Source organism: Allorhizocola rhizosphaerae, assembly GCF_003426775.1.
Lineage (GTDB): Bacteria > Actinomycetota > Actinomycetes > Mycobacteriales > Micromonosporaceae > Allorhizocola > Allorhizocola rhizosphaerae.
Genome location: NZ_QJUG01000006.1, coordinates 1 through 13,444, shown reverse-complemented (window position 1 = coordinate 13,444; position 13,444 = coordinate 1). Strand labels below are relative to the sequence as shown.

General features: G+C 69.2%; 14 protein-coding genes and 2 pseudogenes. 5 read left to right on the top strand and 11 right to left on the bottom strand.

What is annotated here, in order from left to right:
* Nucleotides 1-129: 129 nt before the first annotated feature.
* Nucleotides 130-1,131 (top strand): LacI family DNA-binding transcriptional regulator, encoded by a 1,002-nt coding sequence (locus DM816_RS02120; RefSeq protein ID WP_117208334.1) that lies wholly within the window; start codon nt 130-132, stop codon nt 1,129-1,131.
* On the opposite strand, the gene DM816_RS02115 is transcribed toward DM816_RS02120, so the two are convergent.
* The 5 genes and pseudogenes from DM816_RS02115 to DM816_RS02095 form a co-directional block, all read right to left on the bottom strand.
* Nucleotides 1,123-2,934: an endonuclease/exonuclease/phosphatase family protein gene (locus DM816_RS02115; protein WP_117208333.1), complete on the bottom strand. Its 1,812-nt coding sequence runs from the start codon at nt 2,932-2,934 to the stop codon at nt 1,123-1,125. The two genes, DM816_RS02120 and DM816_RS02115, sit on opposite strands and share 9 nt — an antisense overlap.
* Nucleotides 2,931-3,830: an alpha/beta fold hydrolase gene (locus DM816_RS02110; protein WP_117208332.1), complete on the bottom strand. Its 900-nt coding sequence runs from the start codon at nt 3,828-3,830 to the stop codon at nt 2,931-2,933. The genes DM816_RS02115 and DM816_RS02110 overlap by 4 nt, the downstream gene beginning before the upstream one ends.
* The gene (locus DM816_RS02105; protein ID WP_117208331.1) at nt 3,827-4,144 is read right to left on the bottom strand and encodes a DUF2516 family protein; all 318 of its coding nucleotides are present in this window, start codon (nt 4,142-4,144) and stop codon (nt 3,827-3,829) included. The genes DM816_RS02110 and DM816_RS02105 overlap by 4 nt, the downstream gene beginning before the upstream one ends.
* 126 nt (nt 4,145-4,270) lie before the next feature.
* Entirely contained in the window at nt 4,271-4,720 is a 450-nt protein-coding gene (locus DM816_RS02100) for a dihydrolipoyllysine-residue succinyltransferase component of 2-oxoglutarate dehydrogenase complex (RefSeq protein WP_162907010.1), read from the bottom strand.
* A gap of 10 nt (nt 4,721-4,730) precedes the next feature.
* Nucleotides 4,731-5,054 (bottom strand): annotated as a pseudogene (locus DM816_RS02095) (helix-turn-helix domain-containing protein); the annotation flags it as partial.
* Between the two features lie 156 nt (nt 5,055-5,210).
* Here DM816_RS02095 and DM816_RS45450 point away from each other — a divergent pair.
* Nucleotides 5,211-5,363 (top strand): annotated as a pseudogene (locus DM816_RS45450) (penicillin acylase family protein); the annotation flags it as partial.
* A gap of 15 nt (nt 5,364-5,378) precedes the next feature.
* Here DM816_RS45450 and DM816_RS02090 read toward each other — a convergent pair.
* The 4 genes from DM816_RS02090 to DM816_RS02075 are packed head-to-tail and all read right to left on the bottom strand — an operon-like array spanning nt 5,379 to nt 8,437.
* Complete coding sequence (locus DM816_RS02090; protein WP_117208328.1) at nt 5,379-6,257, bottom strand: asparaginase; 879 nt, start codon at nt 6,255-6,257, stop codon at nt 5,379-5,381.
* A complete protein-coding gene (locus DM816_RS02085) occupies nt 6,254-7,084 on the bottom strand; it encodes a beta-keto acid cleavage family enzyme (RefSeq protein WP_117208327.1) in 831 nt (276 codons plus the stop codon). Before DM816_RS02085 ends, DM816_RS02090 begins: the two co-directional genes overlap by 4 nt.
* A complete protein-coding gene (ygfZ, locus tag DM816_RS02080; protein ID WP_117208326.1) occupies nt 7,071-8,051 on the bottom strand; it encodes a CAF17-like 4Fe-4S cluster assembly/insertion protein YgfZ in 981 nt (326 codons plus the stop codon). Before ygfZ ends, DM816_RS02085 begins: the two co-directional genes overlap by 14 nt.
* Nucleotides 8,048-8,437, bottom strand: a complete 390-nt coding sequence (locus DM816_RS02075; protein WP_117208325.1) for a Fur family transcriptional regulator — start codon at nt 8,435-8,437, stop codon at nt 8,048-8,050. The genes ygfZ and DM816_RS02075 overlap by 4 nt, the downstream gene beginning before the upstream one ends.
* 30 nt (nt 8,438-8,467) lie before the next feature.
* On the opposite strand from DM816_RS02075, the gene DM816_RS02070 reads away from it, so the two are divergent.
* The 3 genes from DM816_RS02070 to DM816_RS02060 are packed head-to-tail and all read left to right on the top strand — an operon-like array spanning nt 8,468 to nt 10,999.
* On the top strand, nt 8,468-9,304 hold the full coding sequence (locus tag DM816_RS02070) for an aminotransferase class IV (protein WP_117208324.1): 837 nt from the start codon (nt 8,468-8,470) through the stop codon (nt 9,302-9,304).
* A gap of 2 nt (nt 9,305-9,306) precedes the next feature.
* On the top strand, nt 9,307-10,449 hold the full coding sequence (locus DM816_RS02065; RefSeq protein ID WP_117208323.1) for a thiolase family protein: 1,143 nt from the start codon (nt 9,307-9,309) through the stop codon (nt 10,447-10,449).
* A complete protein-coding gene (locus tag DM816_RS02060; protein ID WP_117208322.1) occupies nt 10,439-10,999 on the top strand; it encodes an NUDIX hydrolase in 561 nt (186 codons plus the stop codon). The genes DM816_RS02065 and DM816_RS02060 overlap by 11 nt, the downstream gene beginning before the upstream one ends.
* Before the next feature lie 70 nt (nt 11,000-11,069).
* Here the strand turns inward: DM816_RS02060 and DM816_RS02055 are convergent, their stop codons facing one another.
* On the bottom strand, nt 11,070-12,566 hold the full coding sequence (locus DM816_RS02055) for a hypothetical protein (protein WP_117208321.1): 1,497 nt from the start codon (nt 12,564-12,566) through the stop codon (nt 11,070-11,072).
* A 181-nt stretch (nt 12,567-12,747) separates the two neighbouring features.
* The coding region (gene mshD / locus DM816_RS02050) for a mycothiol synthase (RefSeq protein WP_117208320.1) at nt 12,748-13,444 on the bottom strand (697 nt) is incomplete at its 5' end.

Here is a 13,444-nt window from a genome sequence, read left to right as displayed (position 1 = left end):
CATGACAAGGCCCGTGCGCCTCGTCCAGCCCCTAACTTTGGAAGCGCTCCCAGAGACGACCATAAACGTCTATCCGAGCTGTGTAAAGGTCTCTTGTGGAGCGCTCCCAGTTCCATTTAACTTTAAGCCGTGAAACGTGGCCGGCCCACTATCGAGCAGGTCGCGGCGCTCGCCGGTGTCTCTCGTGGCACCGCATCACGCGTGGTCAATGACGAGCCATACGTCAGCGCCGCGGCCCGTGCCGCGGTGCTCAAGGCGGTGCGCGAGCTTGGCTATGTCCCCAACCAGGCAGCACGCAGCCTGGTCACCCGCACCCACGAGACGGTCGCGCTGGTCGTCTCGGGCGAGGCCGACGACCCCCGGCTGTCCGAGGACCCGTTCTTCGCCGAGGTCATCGTGGGCATCAACGCCGTGCTCGCCGAGACCGACCTCGAACTGATGCTCATGCTCGGCGCCAACGAACGTGCCCGCACCCGCCTGCTGCGCCGGCTGCGCTCGGGCCAGCTCGACGGCGTCATGCTGCTCGCCCTGCCCGGCGCCGATCCGCTGTGCCGCCTGGCGGAGGAGTCGGGCGCGCCCACTGTCTACGGTGGACGGACGATGGACGGCGAGCCGCGCTATTTCGTCGACGCCGACAACCGGGGCGGTGCCCGCAAAGCGGTCGAGCACCTCCTCGTGCAGGGGCGCCAGCGCATCGTCACCATCACCGGCCCGGTGGACAACGAGGTCACGCACGCCCGGCTCAGCGGCTGCCTCGACGCGCTGGGCGGCGGCGCCGACCCGGTCGTGATGCACGCCGACTTCCTCGAATCCGGCGGATACCAGGCGATGCAGTCGCTCCTGCACGCCCATCCCGACCTTGATGCCGTGTTCGCCCAGTCCGACAACATGGCGGCCGGTGCCCTGCGCGCGCTTCGCGAGGCCGGGCGGCGCGTGCCCGACGATGTCGCCGTGGTCGGGTTTGACGACCTTCCGTGGGCGCGGCACACCGCTCCCCCACTGACCACCGTCAACCAGCCGATTCGCGCGATGGGCAGCGAGATGGCGCGCATGCTGGTCGCCCTGCTCGGCGGCGGCGAGCCCACGTCGCTGATCCTGCCGACCAGGCTGGTGCTGCGCGAGTCAGCGTGAGATGACGCCGACGATCGGGAAGTGGTCCGACGCCTTGATGTGGTCGCGCACCCCGAAGCCGAGGAATCTTATCTGGGCTGACCCGAAAAGCCAGTCCACGCGATTGGTCGGGGTGCTCGTGGGCGAGGTGAACTTTGCGCCCTGCCCCAAAAAGTCTTGTGCCGACACATATCCGGCCGCCGCGAACGCGCGCCGCTCGTCCCAGGTGGGCCAGAAGTTCAGGTCCCCCACCACGATGTCGGGCTTCTCCCGCAGGATGGTCTCGATCTGCGCCAGCCGGGTGGGCGTGTTTTTCTTGTGGTGGGTCAGGTGGGTGGCCACGATGTCGAACCCGCCGACCCGCGCCCGCAGATAGGACCTCCACATTGGACCCTGCCCGAACGGCAGCGTCGCGTGCGAGAAGCCGACCTCCGTGCCGCGCGGCACAAGCAGCAGATTGCCGAACTGCCGATCCGCCGCGGGCGCCCAGTGAAACTCCATGTCCAGCTCGCGGCCCAGATAGGACGCCAGATCGAGCCCGCCTCCGATCGCCCAACCCCGGCTGACCTCCTGCAGCACGACCACGTCGGCCTCGGCGTCGCGGACCGCGGCCGCGATCTGGCTCGGGTTGACCGCGCCGGACGCGTCGTCGCGCCCGTATTTGACGTTCCAGCTCAGCAGGCGCAGCATCGCGCCCGTCGGCTGCGCGGCCTGGGCCTCCTGCCTGACCATGAGAAACCCAAGGGGTATGAGCAAAAGCAACGCCAGCGCGACCGTCACCGGCTGCACCAGCTCGGCGAGCCGGGGCCGCACCACCTCGATGATGCCCGGCTGCGGCGGGTCGATCCGCGCCGCCGCGGAAGCGACGGGAACCCGCCGCCCGGCACCGGCAAGGCCCACCACGACCGCCACCGCCACCACGATGAGCCGATTGTCCAACGGCAACGGCCCCTCATAATGCAGCTGGAACAACAACACGGGCACCACCCACACCAGCCCGAGCAGTGTGGAGCCGACCCGGCCGGGCATCGCCACGGCCCGGGTCACCGCCACGGCCGCCGCAAGCTGCACCAGCACCACCCCGGCCAGGCTCACGGAATCACCGCGCCACCACGCCAGCCACACCCCGGCCGGAAGTGCCACCAACGCGAGCAGGCCCATCAGCGGGAGCAGCGAAGCGCGCCGGACCAGCTCGAACCCGACCACGGCCCCGGCCATTATGACCACAATGGACAGTTGCAGGGCGAGCCCCGACTGCGACGCCACGAAGGCCGGATTGCCGATCGTCGTGGTCCACAGCCCCAGGTAGGCGCCGACCGCCCACGTGCGCCCGAGCGTCGCCTGCGTGGGCGCCTTCACCGCGAGCGACATCCACAGCGCGAGGATCACCAGCGAGACCATGGGCAGGCCCCACAGCCCGGTCCAAATCGGATCCCACGTCATGGTCACCGACCGGATCGCGAGGTCGAGCACGCCTCCGGCCAGCAGGCCCATCCCGGCGGTCGGGGCGTCGGCGGCGCGCTGCACCGCGAGCGCCAGCGCGACCAGCCCGAGCACGGCACCGGCCCCCACGATGGCAACGTTGGGCGCGAACTGGGCCGTAACCCGTACCAGAAAAAGGAAGACAATCATCCCGGGCAGCGACGCGCGACGCAGGGTGACCAACAACGCACCCGGCAGGATGAAAAGTCCGATCGCGACGGCCGCGGCCGGCGGGATGCCGACCACCCCGGCCACGCCGTCGAGCAGGGGACCACAGGCCCGCAGCAGCTCGGCCGTGACGACAAACAGCGCGGCGACGAGCGCGACGGCCTTGGTCCTCATGAATTCAAGAAGGTACTCACCCGCTCGCGAAGGTCAAGCCGTTCATGCCACAGCACCGACGGCCGGTTGTAGATGTGCAGCGTGGCGTCGGGCAGCACCTCGGCCAGCTCCACGGCCACCGAGCTGGGATGAAGGTCGTCCCCGAGGCAGCCGATGACCAGCGCCTCCGCCGTGACCGCTTTCAGAAGTTCTTTATTCGGTACCGGGATCTGGTCCGGCAGCGTGAGGAGCCCGGTGCTCAGACCGGTGTTCATCAGGTTGTTGATGCGCTGCCGCACATAGGCCCAACCCGAGGAGCCGTTGCGCAGCGAGGGCGGGATCTCGTCGACCACGGCATTGGCCACCGCCGTGACATCACCGCTGTTGATCGCTTCGAGCAGATCGGCGAGCTTCGCGCGGGCGGCGTCGGGCCGCGGCCGGTCGAGCACGGCCGGGAGGAAGAAGACCACCTTGGCGAACCGGTCCGGGGTCTCGGCCAGCAGCCGGCACAGCGCGCCCGCGCCGAGGCTCACGCCGAGGGCGTGCGTCGCGCCCGTCATGTCGGCCATGGCGCGAACGTCGCGTGCCAGATCGCCGTAGTCCCACTCGCCGGGCGGTGAGCCGGAGTCGCCGTGCCCGCGGAACTGGAAGAAGACGCGCTTGCCGCGCACGCCACTGCCCAGTGGGCGGGTCTCCGCGATGCCGTGCCCCAGGCCGTGCGCGAACACGGTCACCGGCTCGCCGACGCCGGTGATCAGGCGCTCCAGCTTGACCCCGTGCGGCGCGGCGACCACCTCGGTCGGCAGCGTGGGCGGGCTCGGTTTGCCCGTGCTGGGGGCGGAGTTACGCGGCTTGCCGAACCGGCGCGGGAAGCCGTCGGGCGGGGGTGGCCACCTCAGGTCGTGCCCGCCGTTCACCAGGAACCCTCGGACACATCCTTTATCCCGCGCCTGACTTCGAGTAGATAGTAGGCGGCCGCTGCGATGCCGATATACATCACGATCAGCAACACGCCGATGAACCAGAACAGCAGTGTGGCCACGAGCAGCCCACCGAGGATGCCGAGCCAGGTGTTCTTGCGCAGCGAGCTGACCGCGGAGAACGCGTCCGCCCGCTGCATCGCCGCATGGATGAACGCCCACGCCATCACGGCGATCGCGAACAGGAACACGCCCAGGTCCAGGTAGTACTCAACCCACCCGTAGAAAAGCGGAACAGCAGCAAGGGCCATGCCTCAAAGCTTAAAGCGCACCCGCCCACATACATCGACGGGTGCGCTCAAACTCGTGAATCGCCCAGTTTTATCGCGAAGCGGTGAAAGCACGGACTGAACGGCCCGCGCACTCCCGCTGCGGAATCAGGGGCGCTTGCGCGACTGGGCCTTCTTGGCCACGGGGGCCACGGGAACCGTGGGCTGCGCGGTCTTCGGAGCGGCCGCACCGTTGGTCTGAGCCTTGGGCGTGTCGGCCTTGGGTGCGTCAGCCTTCGGCGTCTCGGTCGTGGGCGTGTCGGCCTTGGGCTCCTCGGCGGCGAACGCCTTCTCGCCCCGGGCGACCAGCGTGTCGTAGACCTCGGTGGCCTTCTGCGCGGCGAACTGCGTGCCGGTCACGACCGACTCACGCACCTTGTCGGCGTCGACCTTCACCGACAGGTCGGCCACCTTCCGCTTCCACTGCGGGGCCTGCTCGCTGCCGAACGCGACCGCCTTGTCCTGCAGCTTGCGCAGCTGCGCGTACACAAGGTCGCCAACGCCCGCGGCGGCGTAGACGGCGCTAGGGTATTTAGTCTTTGTCTTGGTCTGGTTCATTCTGGGACTCCCTGGTGTTCTCACGCACAAACGTCTGATAGATCTGTGTCAAGGACTGCTTCTGCGCGACGGTCAGGATGGGATCGCCCGCGATCGCCGCGAGCACACCCTGGTCGTCGTCGGTGCCCAGCAGCCCGGCTTTGAGGTACATCATCGGGGTCGACACCCGCAGCGCCGCCGCGATCTGGGCCAGCACCTCGGCGGACGGCTTGCGCAGGCCGCGCTCGATCTGGCTCAGATATGGGTTGCTGATGTTGGCCTGTTCCGCGAGCTGGCGAAGCGAGATGCGGGCGTTTTCCCGCAGCCCCTTGATGAATTCCCCAATCTCGCTCACACGATCGACATTAGTCCGCCACGAGCTGGGGTGCTAGCTATTGTTAGCATGATGCTTGCCACAGCAAGCGCTCGGGCACCGCCTACGCCCCCTTCGGGCGGATGTCACGATCTCGATTCACGGCGGCCCTCAGCGCGCTGGGATTTTCAACGCGATCAGATCCTGGCCTATTCGCGGCCGGCCCGCCCGAACTCGCCCCATTACGCCGATCAGACACGCACTTACTCGCAGGAGGATTGGGACTCCATCAAGTACACGGACGCGCAGATCGCGGCCGACCCGAACCTGCGCACCTACACCGTCCGGGAGGGCTGGAGCGCCCGGCTACCACAGGGCGCGGAGGGTGCCGACGGGGGCCCCGCGGCCGAGGACGGGAGTGAGGGGCAGGTCGGCGGTGATGCCGAGGCGCTTGAGGGCCGACACCATGACCGGGCCACACGCGCGGCGCGCGCCATCATCGATTTTGAGCGCGACCGCTCCCACCCCCGGCACGGCCGCGGCCCACACGCCCTCCGCGCCGCCCTTGCAGTAAAGTCCCGGCACCGCGCGCATGAGCAACGCGTCATCGCGCCCGGTGCCGCTCATCATCTCCGGATAGGCCCGGATCGCGTCGGCCACCTCATGAGTGGCCGTGCGCAGGAACCCGGTCGCGAGCCCGGTGAGTGAGAACGCCGCGACCGGTGCGCCGCAACCGTCGACGCCGACCGCCGCGACCGACTCGCTCGCGCACTCCTCGATGGTCGCGAGAATGCGCTGCTGCAACGGGTGGGACGGCGCGTAATAGTCGTGAATGGACCATCCATTTGCGACACACGTGAGCAGCATGCCGGTGTGCTTGCCGGAACAGTTCATGTGGATCGGGCCGTGCTGCTCGTCGACCGGCGGGCAGCGCAGGTCGGACTCGGTGAGCCCGGCCGACGCCAGCAGCGTGCGCACGCCGTCGAGGTGCATGTCTTCGGCAGAATGCGAGGCGGCGACGAGCGCCAGATCGCGCGTCGAAACCCGCAAACCGTTGCGCACCATGCCGATCGCCTGAAACGGCTTGTTCGACGAGCGCGGGAAGATCGGGCCGATCGGGTCACCGGCGGAGGCCAGCACATCGCCGTCGGCCGAGAGCACCACGACCGAGCCGTGGTGCCAGCTCTCGTCGAACCCGCTGCGCTCGACCGCTACCAGGGGCACGCCACCGGAATACTTCTTCACCCTTTAATGCTTAGCAGGTCGCGCGCCTGAGCCGGGTTGAGCGGTGGTCGCTGGGCGAGCCGGGCGAAAGCCGCAGCCCGTGCCACAAGCTGACCATTCGACTCGACCGGCTGCCTTTTGGCGTAGGTCAGCGTGTCTTCCATGCCGACGCGCAGGTGCCCGCCCGCGCCAAGTGAGGTCAACATCACGGGCAGGCTGTATCGGCCGATGCCGGTCGCGGAAAACGTGGCATCGGGCGGGAGCGCGGCCTTGCACGCGGCGAAGGCTTCGAGCGTGCCGGGCATTCCACCCGGTACCCCCATGACAAAATCGACGTGGACATGGCCGCCGTAAGGCAAACCGTATTTGCCAAGAAGTCTTTCCAGCGCCCAGAGGTGTCCGAGATCGAAGATCTCGTATTCGGGCACGATCTCTCGGTCCTGCATGCGGGTGTGCAGGTCGACGATGAACTCCCAGCGGTTGAGGAACACGTCCTCGCCGAAGTTGACCGTGCCCATCGTGCAGCTGGCCATGTCGGGGGCCGCCTCAAGCACGGCCAGGCGGGACGACTCCGGGTCGTGCACGGACCCGCCCGTGGACAACTGGACGATCAGGTTGGTCGACGCGCGCACGGCCGCGACCGTGTCGCGCAGCAGCCCCAGGTCGAGGGTCGGAGCAGCAGCCGCGTCGCGGATGTGTACATGGATCACGGACGCGCCCAGCGACTCGCACTCCACGGCAGTCGCCACCAGCTCCTCCAGCGTCACGGGCAACGCGGGCACCTCGGCCTTGCTCGATTCGGCGCCGGTCGGGGCAACGGTGATCAGTGTGCCGTCAGTCGTCGTCATCCCCTGATTCAACCGCAACCGTGGATTCTCCGGCAATGAGGGGGGCATCGCCGGAAATTTTTCGCTTTAGCACGCCCAGGGCGATAGGTCCTTGCTCGAAGTGCCGGACCGCCGTGCCGACGAAACCGACCGCCCTTTGCGAAACCGTGATGGGCGTCCCCGGCGCGGGCAGATGGTCGGTGGTGATGCCGTCTAAGTGCAGCAGGCGCAGCGCGCGGGGCGGCCGGCCGAGGTGGTGCACCCGCGCGACCGTCTCCTGCCCCCGGTAGCAGCCCTTCTCCAGGTGCACGGCCACGCCTGTCAGGTCCACTTCGGACGGAAGGGTGCGGTGGTCGGTGTCGAACCCGGCACGCGGGACGCGCGCGGCCACCCGGCGCGCCTCGTAGGCCCACAGCCCGGCGCGCGGGAGGTCGGGCAGCTGCGTCTCATCGAAAACCAGATAGTCGGGCCCGCGCTTGAAGCCCCCGCCCGGCAAAGACTCGACTGGATAAAGGCTCGTGGGCCGGGCCGGAACCACACCGGTGGCGAACTTGGCCGGCGGCACGGGCAGCACGTCGCCCCGCTCGAACCCGAGCGTGGAGTAGACCTTCAGCGACGCGTCCTCGATCTCGACCTTCGTGAAGAAGCGCATCTTCAGCAGGAAGTCTCGCACCGGCGCAAGCGCACCAGGCTCGACGTCGACCCACAGCGCGTCGTCGAACGCCGTGATCCACAGATGGTGCTCAATATGCCCGTGCGGCGAGAGCAGCAGGGCCTGCGTTGCCTGGCCGTCCTCCAGCGAGAGCAGGTGCTGCGTGGTGAGGTTGTGCAGGAAGGTCAGCCGCTCGGGGCCGGTGAGCTTGAGCACCCCGCGATGCGAGCGGTCGACGAGGGCTTGGTCCAGGCGCTGCTCGCGCATGGGGTCGCCGTAGTGTGCCGCGACGGGCGCGTCGGGCGAGGCCGGGTCGAGCTGACCTACCGTGATCATTGGCACTCCTTGCACTCGCCGAACAGGGCGACGTGCGCGATGTCGAGGCGGAAACCGTACTGCTCTTGCAAACGCGCGGCGAGCGGCCGCAATTCCGCCACGTCGAGCTCCTGCACGCTCTCGCACTTGCGGCACACCAGGTGGACGTGCTGGTCCTCGCTGGCCCAGTGATAGGTCAGCGCCCCGTGCGACAGGTGCACGTGCGTGATCAGGTCGAGCTCCTCCAGCAGCTCCAGCGTGCGATAGATGGTCGTGATGTTCACGCCGGGCGAGTTCGCGACGACGGCCTCGTGCACCTGCTCCGGTGTGGCATGCCCGAGACGGCGGACCGCCTCCAACACGAGCTGCCGCTGCGGTGTCAACCGCAGACCCCGCTCCCGGAGCATGTTGGCTAGGGTGGACACGGACCGATCATAATGCGAGTTGTGGCAGTCCTCGCTGTGCTCGGCCGTGGCTTGATCCCCGCCGACACCCCGTTCATCAAGTCCGACGATCTCGGCCTCACCCGCGGCGACGGTGTGTTCGAGTCCATCCACGTGCGCGCCGGCCGGCCCTGGCTGCTTGACGAACACCTGGCCCGCATGTCCGCCTCCGCCGCGACGCTCGACCTGACCCTCCCGCCCCTGCGCGAGCTGGCTGCCCAGGCGTGCTCCGCGTGGCCGGGTGACCGTGAGGGCGTGCTCAAGCTGGTGCTCACCCGGGGGTCAGAAAGCCTCGGCACCCCGACGGCATACGCGACCGTCAATCCGGTGCCCGCCGCCTCGATCGCCGCCCGCGACAACGGCATTAAGATCAACACCCTTTCTTTGGGGGTACCCGTTGAGGCGCGCAAAGACGCGCCGTGGCTGCTGGCCGGGGCCAAGACGCTGTCCTACGCGATCAACATGGCCACCCAGCGTTACGCGATGGCCAAGGGCGCCGACGACGCGCTGTGGGTGTCCACCGACGGGTTCGCGTTGGAGGGCCCCACGTCGTCGCTCGTGTGGCGGTCGGGTTCCTCGCTCGCGACCGTCCCGGCCGCGGCCACCGGGATCCTGCCCGGCATCACGGCCCGCTTCGCGCTCGACAACGCCTCTTCCATGGGTCTCCAGGCGACCGAGCGCATGATCACAGTCGAGGAGCTGCACGCGGTCGACGCGGTGTGGTTGCTGTCGAGCATTCGGGGCATCGCGCCGATCAAGAGCATCGACGGTGTGCCGCTGCGCGACTTCGCAGCCGACACGGCCCGATTGCGCGCAATGCTGGGGTTCTAGCCATGGCCTACCTCATCGACGCGGTGCGCACCCCGTTCGGCAGGTTCAAGGGTGCGCTGTCCGGCGTGCGCACCGACGACCTGGCCGCCGCGCCCGTCATCGAGCTGCTCAGGCGATACCCGGGGATCGAGGTCGATGACGTGATCCTGGGCGACGCCAACGGCGCGGGCGAGGACAACCGCAACGTGGGCCGGATGGCCGCGCTGCTCGCCGGCCTGCCCGTGACCGTGCCGGGCGCGACGGTCAACCGGCTGTGCGCCTCCGGGGCCGAGGCGATCGTGCAGGCGGCACGGGCGGTCGACGCGGGCGACGCCTCGCTGATCGTGGCCGGTGGGGTGGAGGGCATGACGCGGGCCCCGTTTGTGATGCCCAAGCCCGACGTACCGTTCCCGCCCGAGGTCAAGCTGTGGGCCACGCACCTGGGCTGGCGCATGGTCAACCCGCGGTTCAGTCCGGAGTGGACAGTGCCGCTCGGTGTTGCCGCCGAAAAAGTCGCACTGGAGAAGGGAATCGGGCGCCAGGCGCAGGACGAGTGGGCGCTGCGCTCGCATCAGCTGGCGGCGGCCGCTCCTCGCGAAGGCCTGATCCCCTTGGGCGGCTTGGAAAGCGATGAGTGCATCCGCCCCGACACGAGCATGGAGAAGCTGGCTGCGCTCAAGCCCGCGTTCACGCCCGATGGCACGGTCACCGCGGGCAACTCCTCGCCCATCAACGATGGCGCGACCGCCGTCATCGTCGGCTCGCAGTCCACTGTGGACGCCCTGGGGGTGCAGCCGTTGGGGCGCATAGTGACCAGCGCGGTGGCGGGCGTGTCACCCGAGCGTTTCTCGCTCGGCCCGGTGCCCGCCATCCACAAAGCCCTGCAAAAAGCCGGACTGTCGTTTGACGACATCGCGCTGTGGGAGCTCAACGAGGCATTCGCCGCTATGGTGCTCAGCTGCGTCGACGAACTGCCCCGGGTCAAGCCGGATCTGGTCAACGTCAACGGCGGCGCGATCGCGATCGGGCACCCGCTGGGGGCATCCGCGCCGCGCATCATCGTGGACCTGTGCCGCCATCTGCGCAAGCGCGGTGGCGGATATGGTGTGGCCGCCGCGTGCATCGGGGTCGGGCAGGGCCAGGCGGTGATCGTCCATGTTGGATGATGCGCTGTTCAAGCGCCTGACCGACCAGGCACGCGAGTTCCGCGAGTCCGGGCGCGAGCCAGCCGTGCCGCGGCGGGCCGCGACCGTCGTGCTGCTGCGGCCCGACCGCAGCGTGTTCCTCATCCGGCGGTTGCGCGGCATGGCTTTCGGTGGCATGTGGGCGTTTCCGGGCGGCGCGCTGGAGCCGGACGAGACTCCCGTCGACGCGGCCGTGCGCGAGGTGTTCGAGGAGACCGGGGTGACCCTGCCGGCTTCGTCCCTCGTGCCGTGGCACCGCTGGCTCACTCCCGTCTTCGAGCCGCGCCGCTTCGACACGTGGTTCTATCTCGCGCCGCTGCCGGAGGGGCAGGAACCGCAGCTGCCGTCCGCCGAGGCCGACCAGGCACGCTGGATCAGTCCGGCCCGCGCGCTGGAGGAGCACTCGACCGGGGGCCTCCCGATGCTTCCACCCACCCTCATGACCCTGACGGAGCTGTCCACATTCGACAGCCTCGAACAGATCCTCGCGGTCACCCGCGATGTCTCATCGCCCTTCATGCCCGAGTTCTAGCCAGCACCCCCTTCCGGTTGGTCATGAACTTAGGTCAATGTTCGGCGGTGTCGCCGCCTTAACTTCATGATCAACTAGGTGCGCTGGAGAGGTCGCGCAGTGAGATCGTTCCGGCGAAGTCCAGCATCGACACCCGGGTCATCCGGTCGCTCAGCAGATCCCACGCGAGGATTTGCTGGTACCCCCCGGAACCGCCCTTGGCGAGGGTGAGCAACACCCGGCGTTCGTCCAGCCACCCCAGCAGGCCGGGAACGCCCGACACGGACGTGTCGATCAGCAGCGCCCTGACCACCTCCGCGGTCTTCGGGGTGATGACCACGATTGCCGCGTTGGCCTGCGCCCGGCCGGCCAGGTTGCCGGGCAGGCACATGCGCGTCACACGGTCGTCGCCGAAGCCGAACCCGTTGCCCTGCCAGCGCCCGACGATGTCGGCCAGGCGCCCGGTGAGTGGCCGGATGGCCGGCTGCGGGTCGCTCTGGTCCAGTTGCCATTGGCGCAACCGCGCGGGCGCGGTCAGCGGCTGGCCCGCGGAGAGCAGCTCGCTGAGGGTGGTGGTGCGGTCGCCGGGCTCGCGCCGGCGCGGGGTGATCGCGTCCTCGGGACCGGCGGGCGCCTGGCCGGTCTGGCCGCCGGGCACGTCGAACAGCGCGTCCCTGCCGAGCAGGAGCTGCTGCTCGCTGAGCCACACCGGGCTGGTCGCCACCCGGGCGATGCCGGGCACCGGCTTGGCCGCGCCGGTCGTGAGATCCACTATCACTGTCGCCGCAGGCGTGGCGAACACGGCCTGCTTGCCCGCAGGCGACAGCGCCGCCGCGCTCATCCAGGCACCGGCCCGCTCCGGCGCGGCGTCGATATAGCGCCAGTTGCCGTTGTCGGCCAAGGCATACACCCGACCCTCGTCCAATGTGGGCGATCCGGCCAGCAGTATGGCCCGCGGCAAGGGGCTCTCCGACAGCGCCGGCGGGCGGGCGGCGGGGAACTTCAGCTCGGCCGGGAGAGACTCGATCTGCCCGGTGTCGAACCCCCCGCCGGGGAGGATGAACGCGCCCGGTGGCAGCTCGGTCGACTGCACGAGCGGCGGCTCCAGCTGCTGGGGTTGCTGCGATTGGGCCTGCGATCCGCCCCTGCGGCACACTGCCGCGACCGTCACCACGCCTGCGATCGCGGCCGCGATCAGCAGCCTGCGGCGCAGCCGTTGCCGCGCGGTTTCCCAGATGTACGCGGCCTCGTCTGAGATCGGCAGAGGGCCGATGAAGGTCGGGCGCCGCCTGCCAGTGACTGCCGCGTCGAGATTCAAAATCATCCGGGGGTACCCGAACTCGTCCGCCTCCTGCTGGAAGCGTTTCGTGAGATAGAAGTCGGCTGATGTGCCCGCGCTCAGCTCGCGCCGCGCGTCCGACCGGGTAAGCCACCACCATCGCAACGCCACCAACGTGAGCAGGTCGCGGGCGATCCGCTCGGCCTGCACCTCGTCGTCGGTCAGGCGCAGCGCGGCCGCCTCCAGCGGGCGCAGTCGCCTGTCCACGTAGGACACGAATTCCGCAGGGGCCGCCGAGGGCTCGCGCATGCAATGATAGTGACGCCCTTCATTGCATAGCGGAAGACCTCGCTTCACCCGGTCGGGGCCGACCTTGCTTTCACGGGTGACTGCCGACCTCCCTTCACCCCGCCAGAGCCGCCCTGCATCACCCAGTCAGCGCCGGCCCCGCTTCACAGGGCCAGCCCCGCTTCACAGGGCCAGCCCCGCTTCACAGGGCCGACCTCATGAACAACACGTCCGTGGACCAGCGGGCGAAGCCCAGGCCGGTATAGAGGGTCGTCGCCAGCCGGTTGGACTCGTCAACATAGAGCATGACCTGATGCAGCCCGCGCGCCCGCAGGTAGCGCAGGCCCGCGACGGTCAGCACCCGGCCGAGGCCCATCCCTGCCGCGTCGGGGTGCACGCCGAGCACATAGACCTCGCCGATCGGGTCGTGAAGGTGCTCCTGCTGCTCCCCGTGCACCTTGGTCCAGTGGAACCCGAGCAGGCGGTGCTCGCGGTCTTCGGCGAGCAGGAACCCGTTGGGGTCGAACCACGGCTCGGACATGCGCAGCCGCAGGTCGCGCAGCTCCCACTTGCCCTGCTCGGGGTGGTCGGCGAACGCCGTGCGGTTCAGCTCGACCCATGGCACGTCGTCGCGGCCGGGCTCGAACGGGCGCAGCCGCACACCGGCCGGCATCACCAGCTCGGGCAGCTCGGCAAACAGCGATCGGCGCATCTGCCACAGCACCCGGGTGCGCTTGAGGCCCAGGCTCAGCGCGAGCGCGCTCGCCGACGGGTGATCGCCGTGCGCCCACAACCGCAGCCGCCCCGCCGCATCGGCCCGCTCAGCCGCCTCGACGGCGCCGGTGACCAGCGCCCGGCCCAGCCCGCGCCGCCGGTGCAGCGGATGCACCACGAGCTCG

What these genes read in the sequence shown, in the direction of transcription:
- DM816_RS02115 (WP_117208333.1), bottom strand. Translation starts at nt 2,934, where the DNA reads ATGAGGACCAAGGCCGTCGCGCTCGTCGCCGCGCTGTTTGTCGTCACG.
- DM816_RS02105 (WP_117208331.1), bottom strand. Translation starts at nt 4,144, where the DNA reads ATGGCCCTTGCTGCTGTTCCGCTTTTCTACGGGTGGGTTGAGTACTAC.
- DM816_RS02100 (WP_162907010.1), bottom strand. Translation starts at nt 4,720, where the DNA reads ATGAACCAGACCAAGACAAAGACTAAATACCCTAGCGCCGTCTACGCC.
- DM816_RS02085 (WP_117208327.1), bottom strand. Translation starts at nt 7,084, where the DNA reads ATGACGACGACTGACGGCACACTGATCACCGTTGCCCCGACCGGCGCC.
- ygfZ (WP_117208326.1), bottom strand. Translation starts at nt 8,051, where the DNA reads ATGATCACGGTAGGTCAGCTCGACCCGGCCTCGCCCGACGCGCCCGTC.
- DM816_RS02075 (WP_117208325.1), bottom strand. Translation starts at nt 8,437, where the DNA reads ATGCTCCGGGAGCGGGGTCTGCGGTTGACACCGCAGCGGCAGCTCGTG.
- DM816_RS02070 (WP_117208324.1), top strand. Translation starts at nt 8,468, where the DNA reads ATGCGAGTTGTGGCAGTCCTCGCTGTGCTCGGCCGTGGCTTGATCCCC.
- DM816_RS02065 (WP_117208323.1), top strand. Translation starts at nt 9,307, where the DNA reads ATGGCCTACCTCATCGACGCGGTGCGCACCCCGTTCGGCAGGTTCAAG.
- DM816_RS02060 (WP_117208322.1), top strand. Translation starts at nt 10,439, where the DNA reads ATGTTGGATGATGCGCTGTTCAAGCGCCTGACCGACCAGGCACGCGAG.
- DM816_RS02055 (WP_117208321.1), bottom strand. Translation starts at nt 12,566, where the DNA reads ATGCGCGAGCCCTCGGCGGCCCCTGCGGAATTCGTGTCCTACGTGGAC.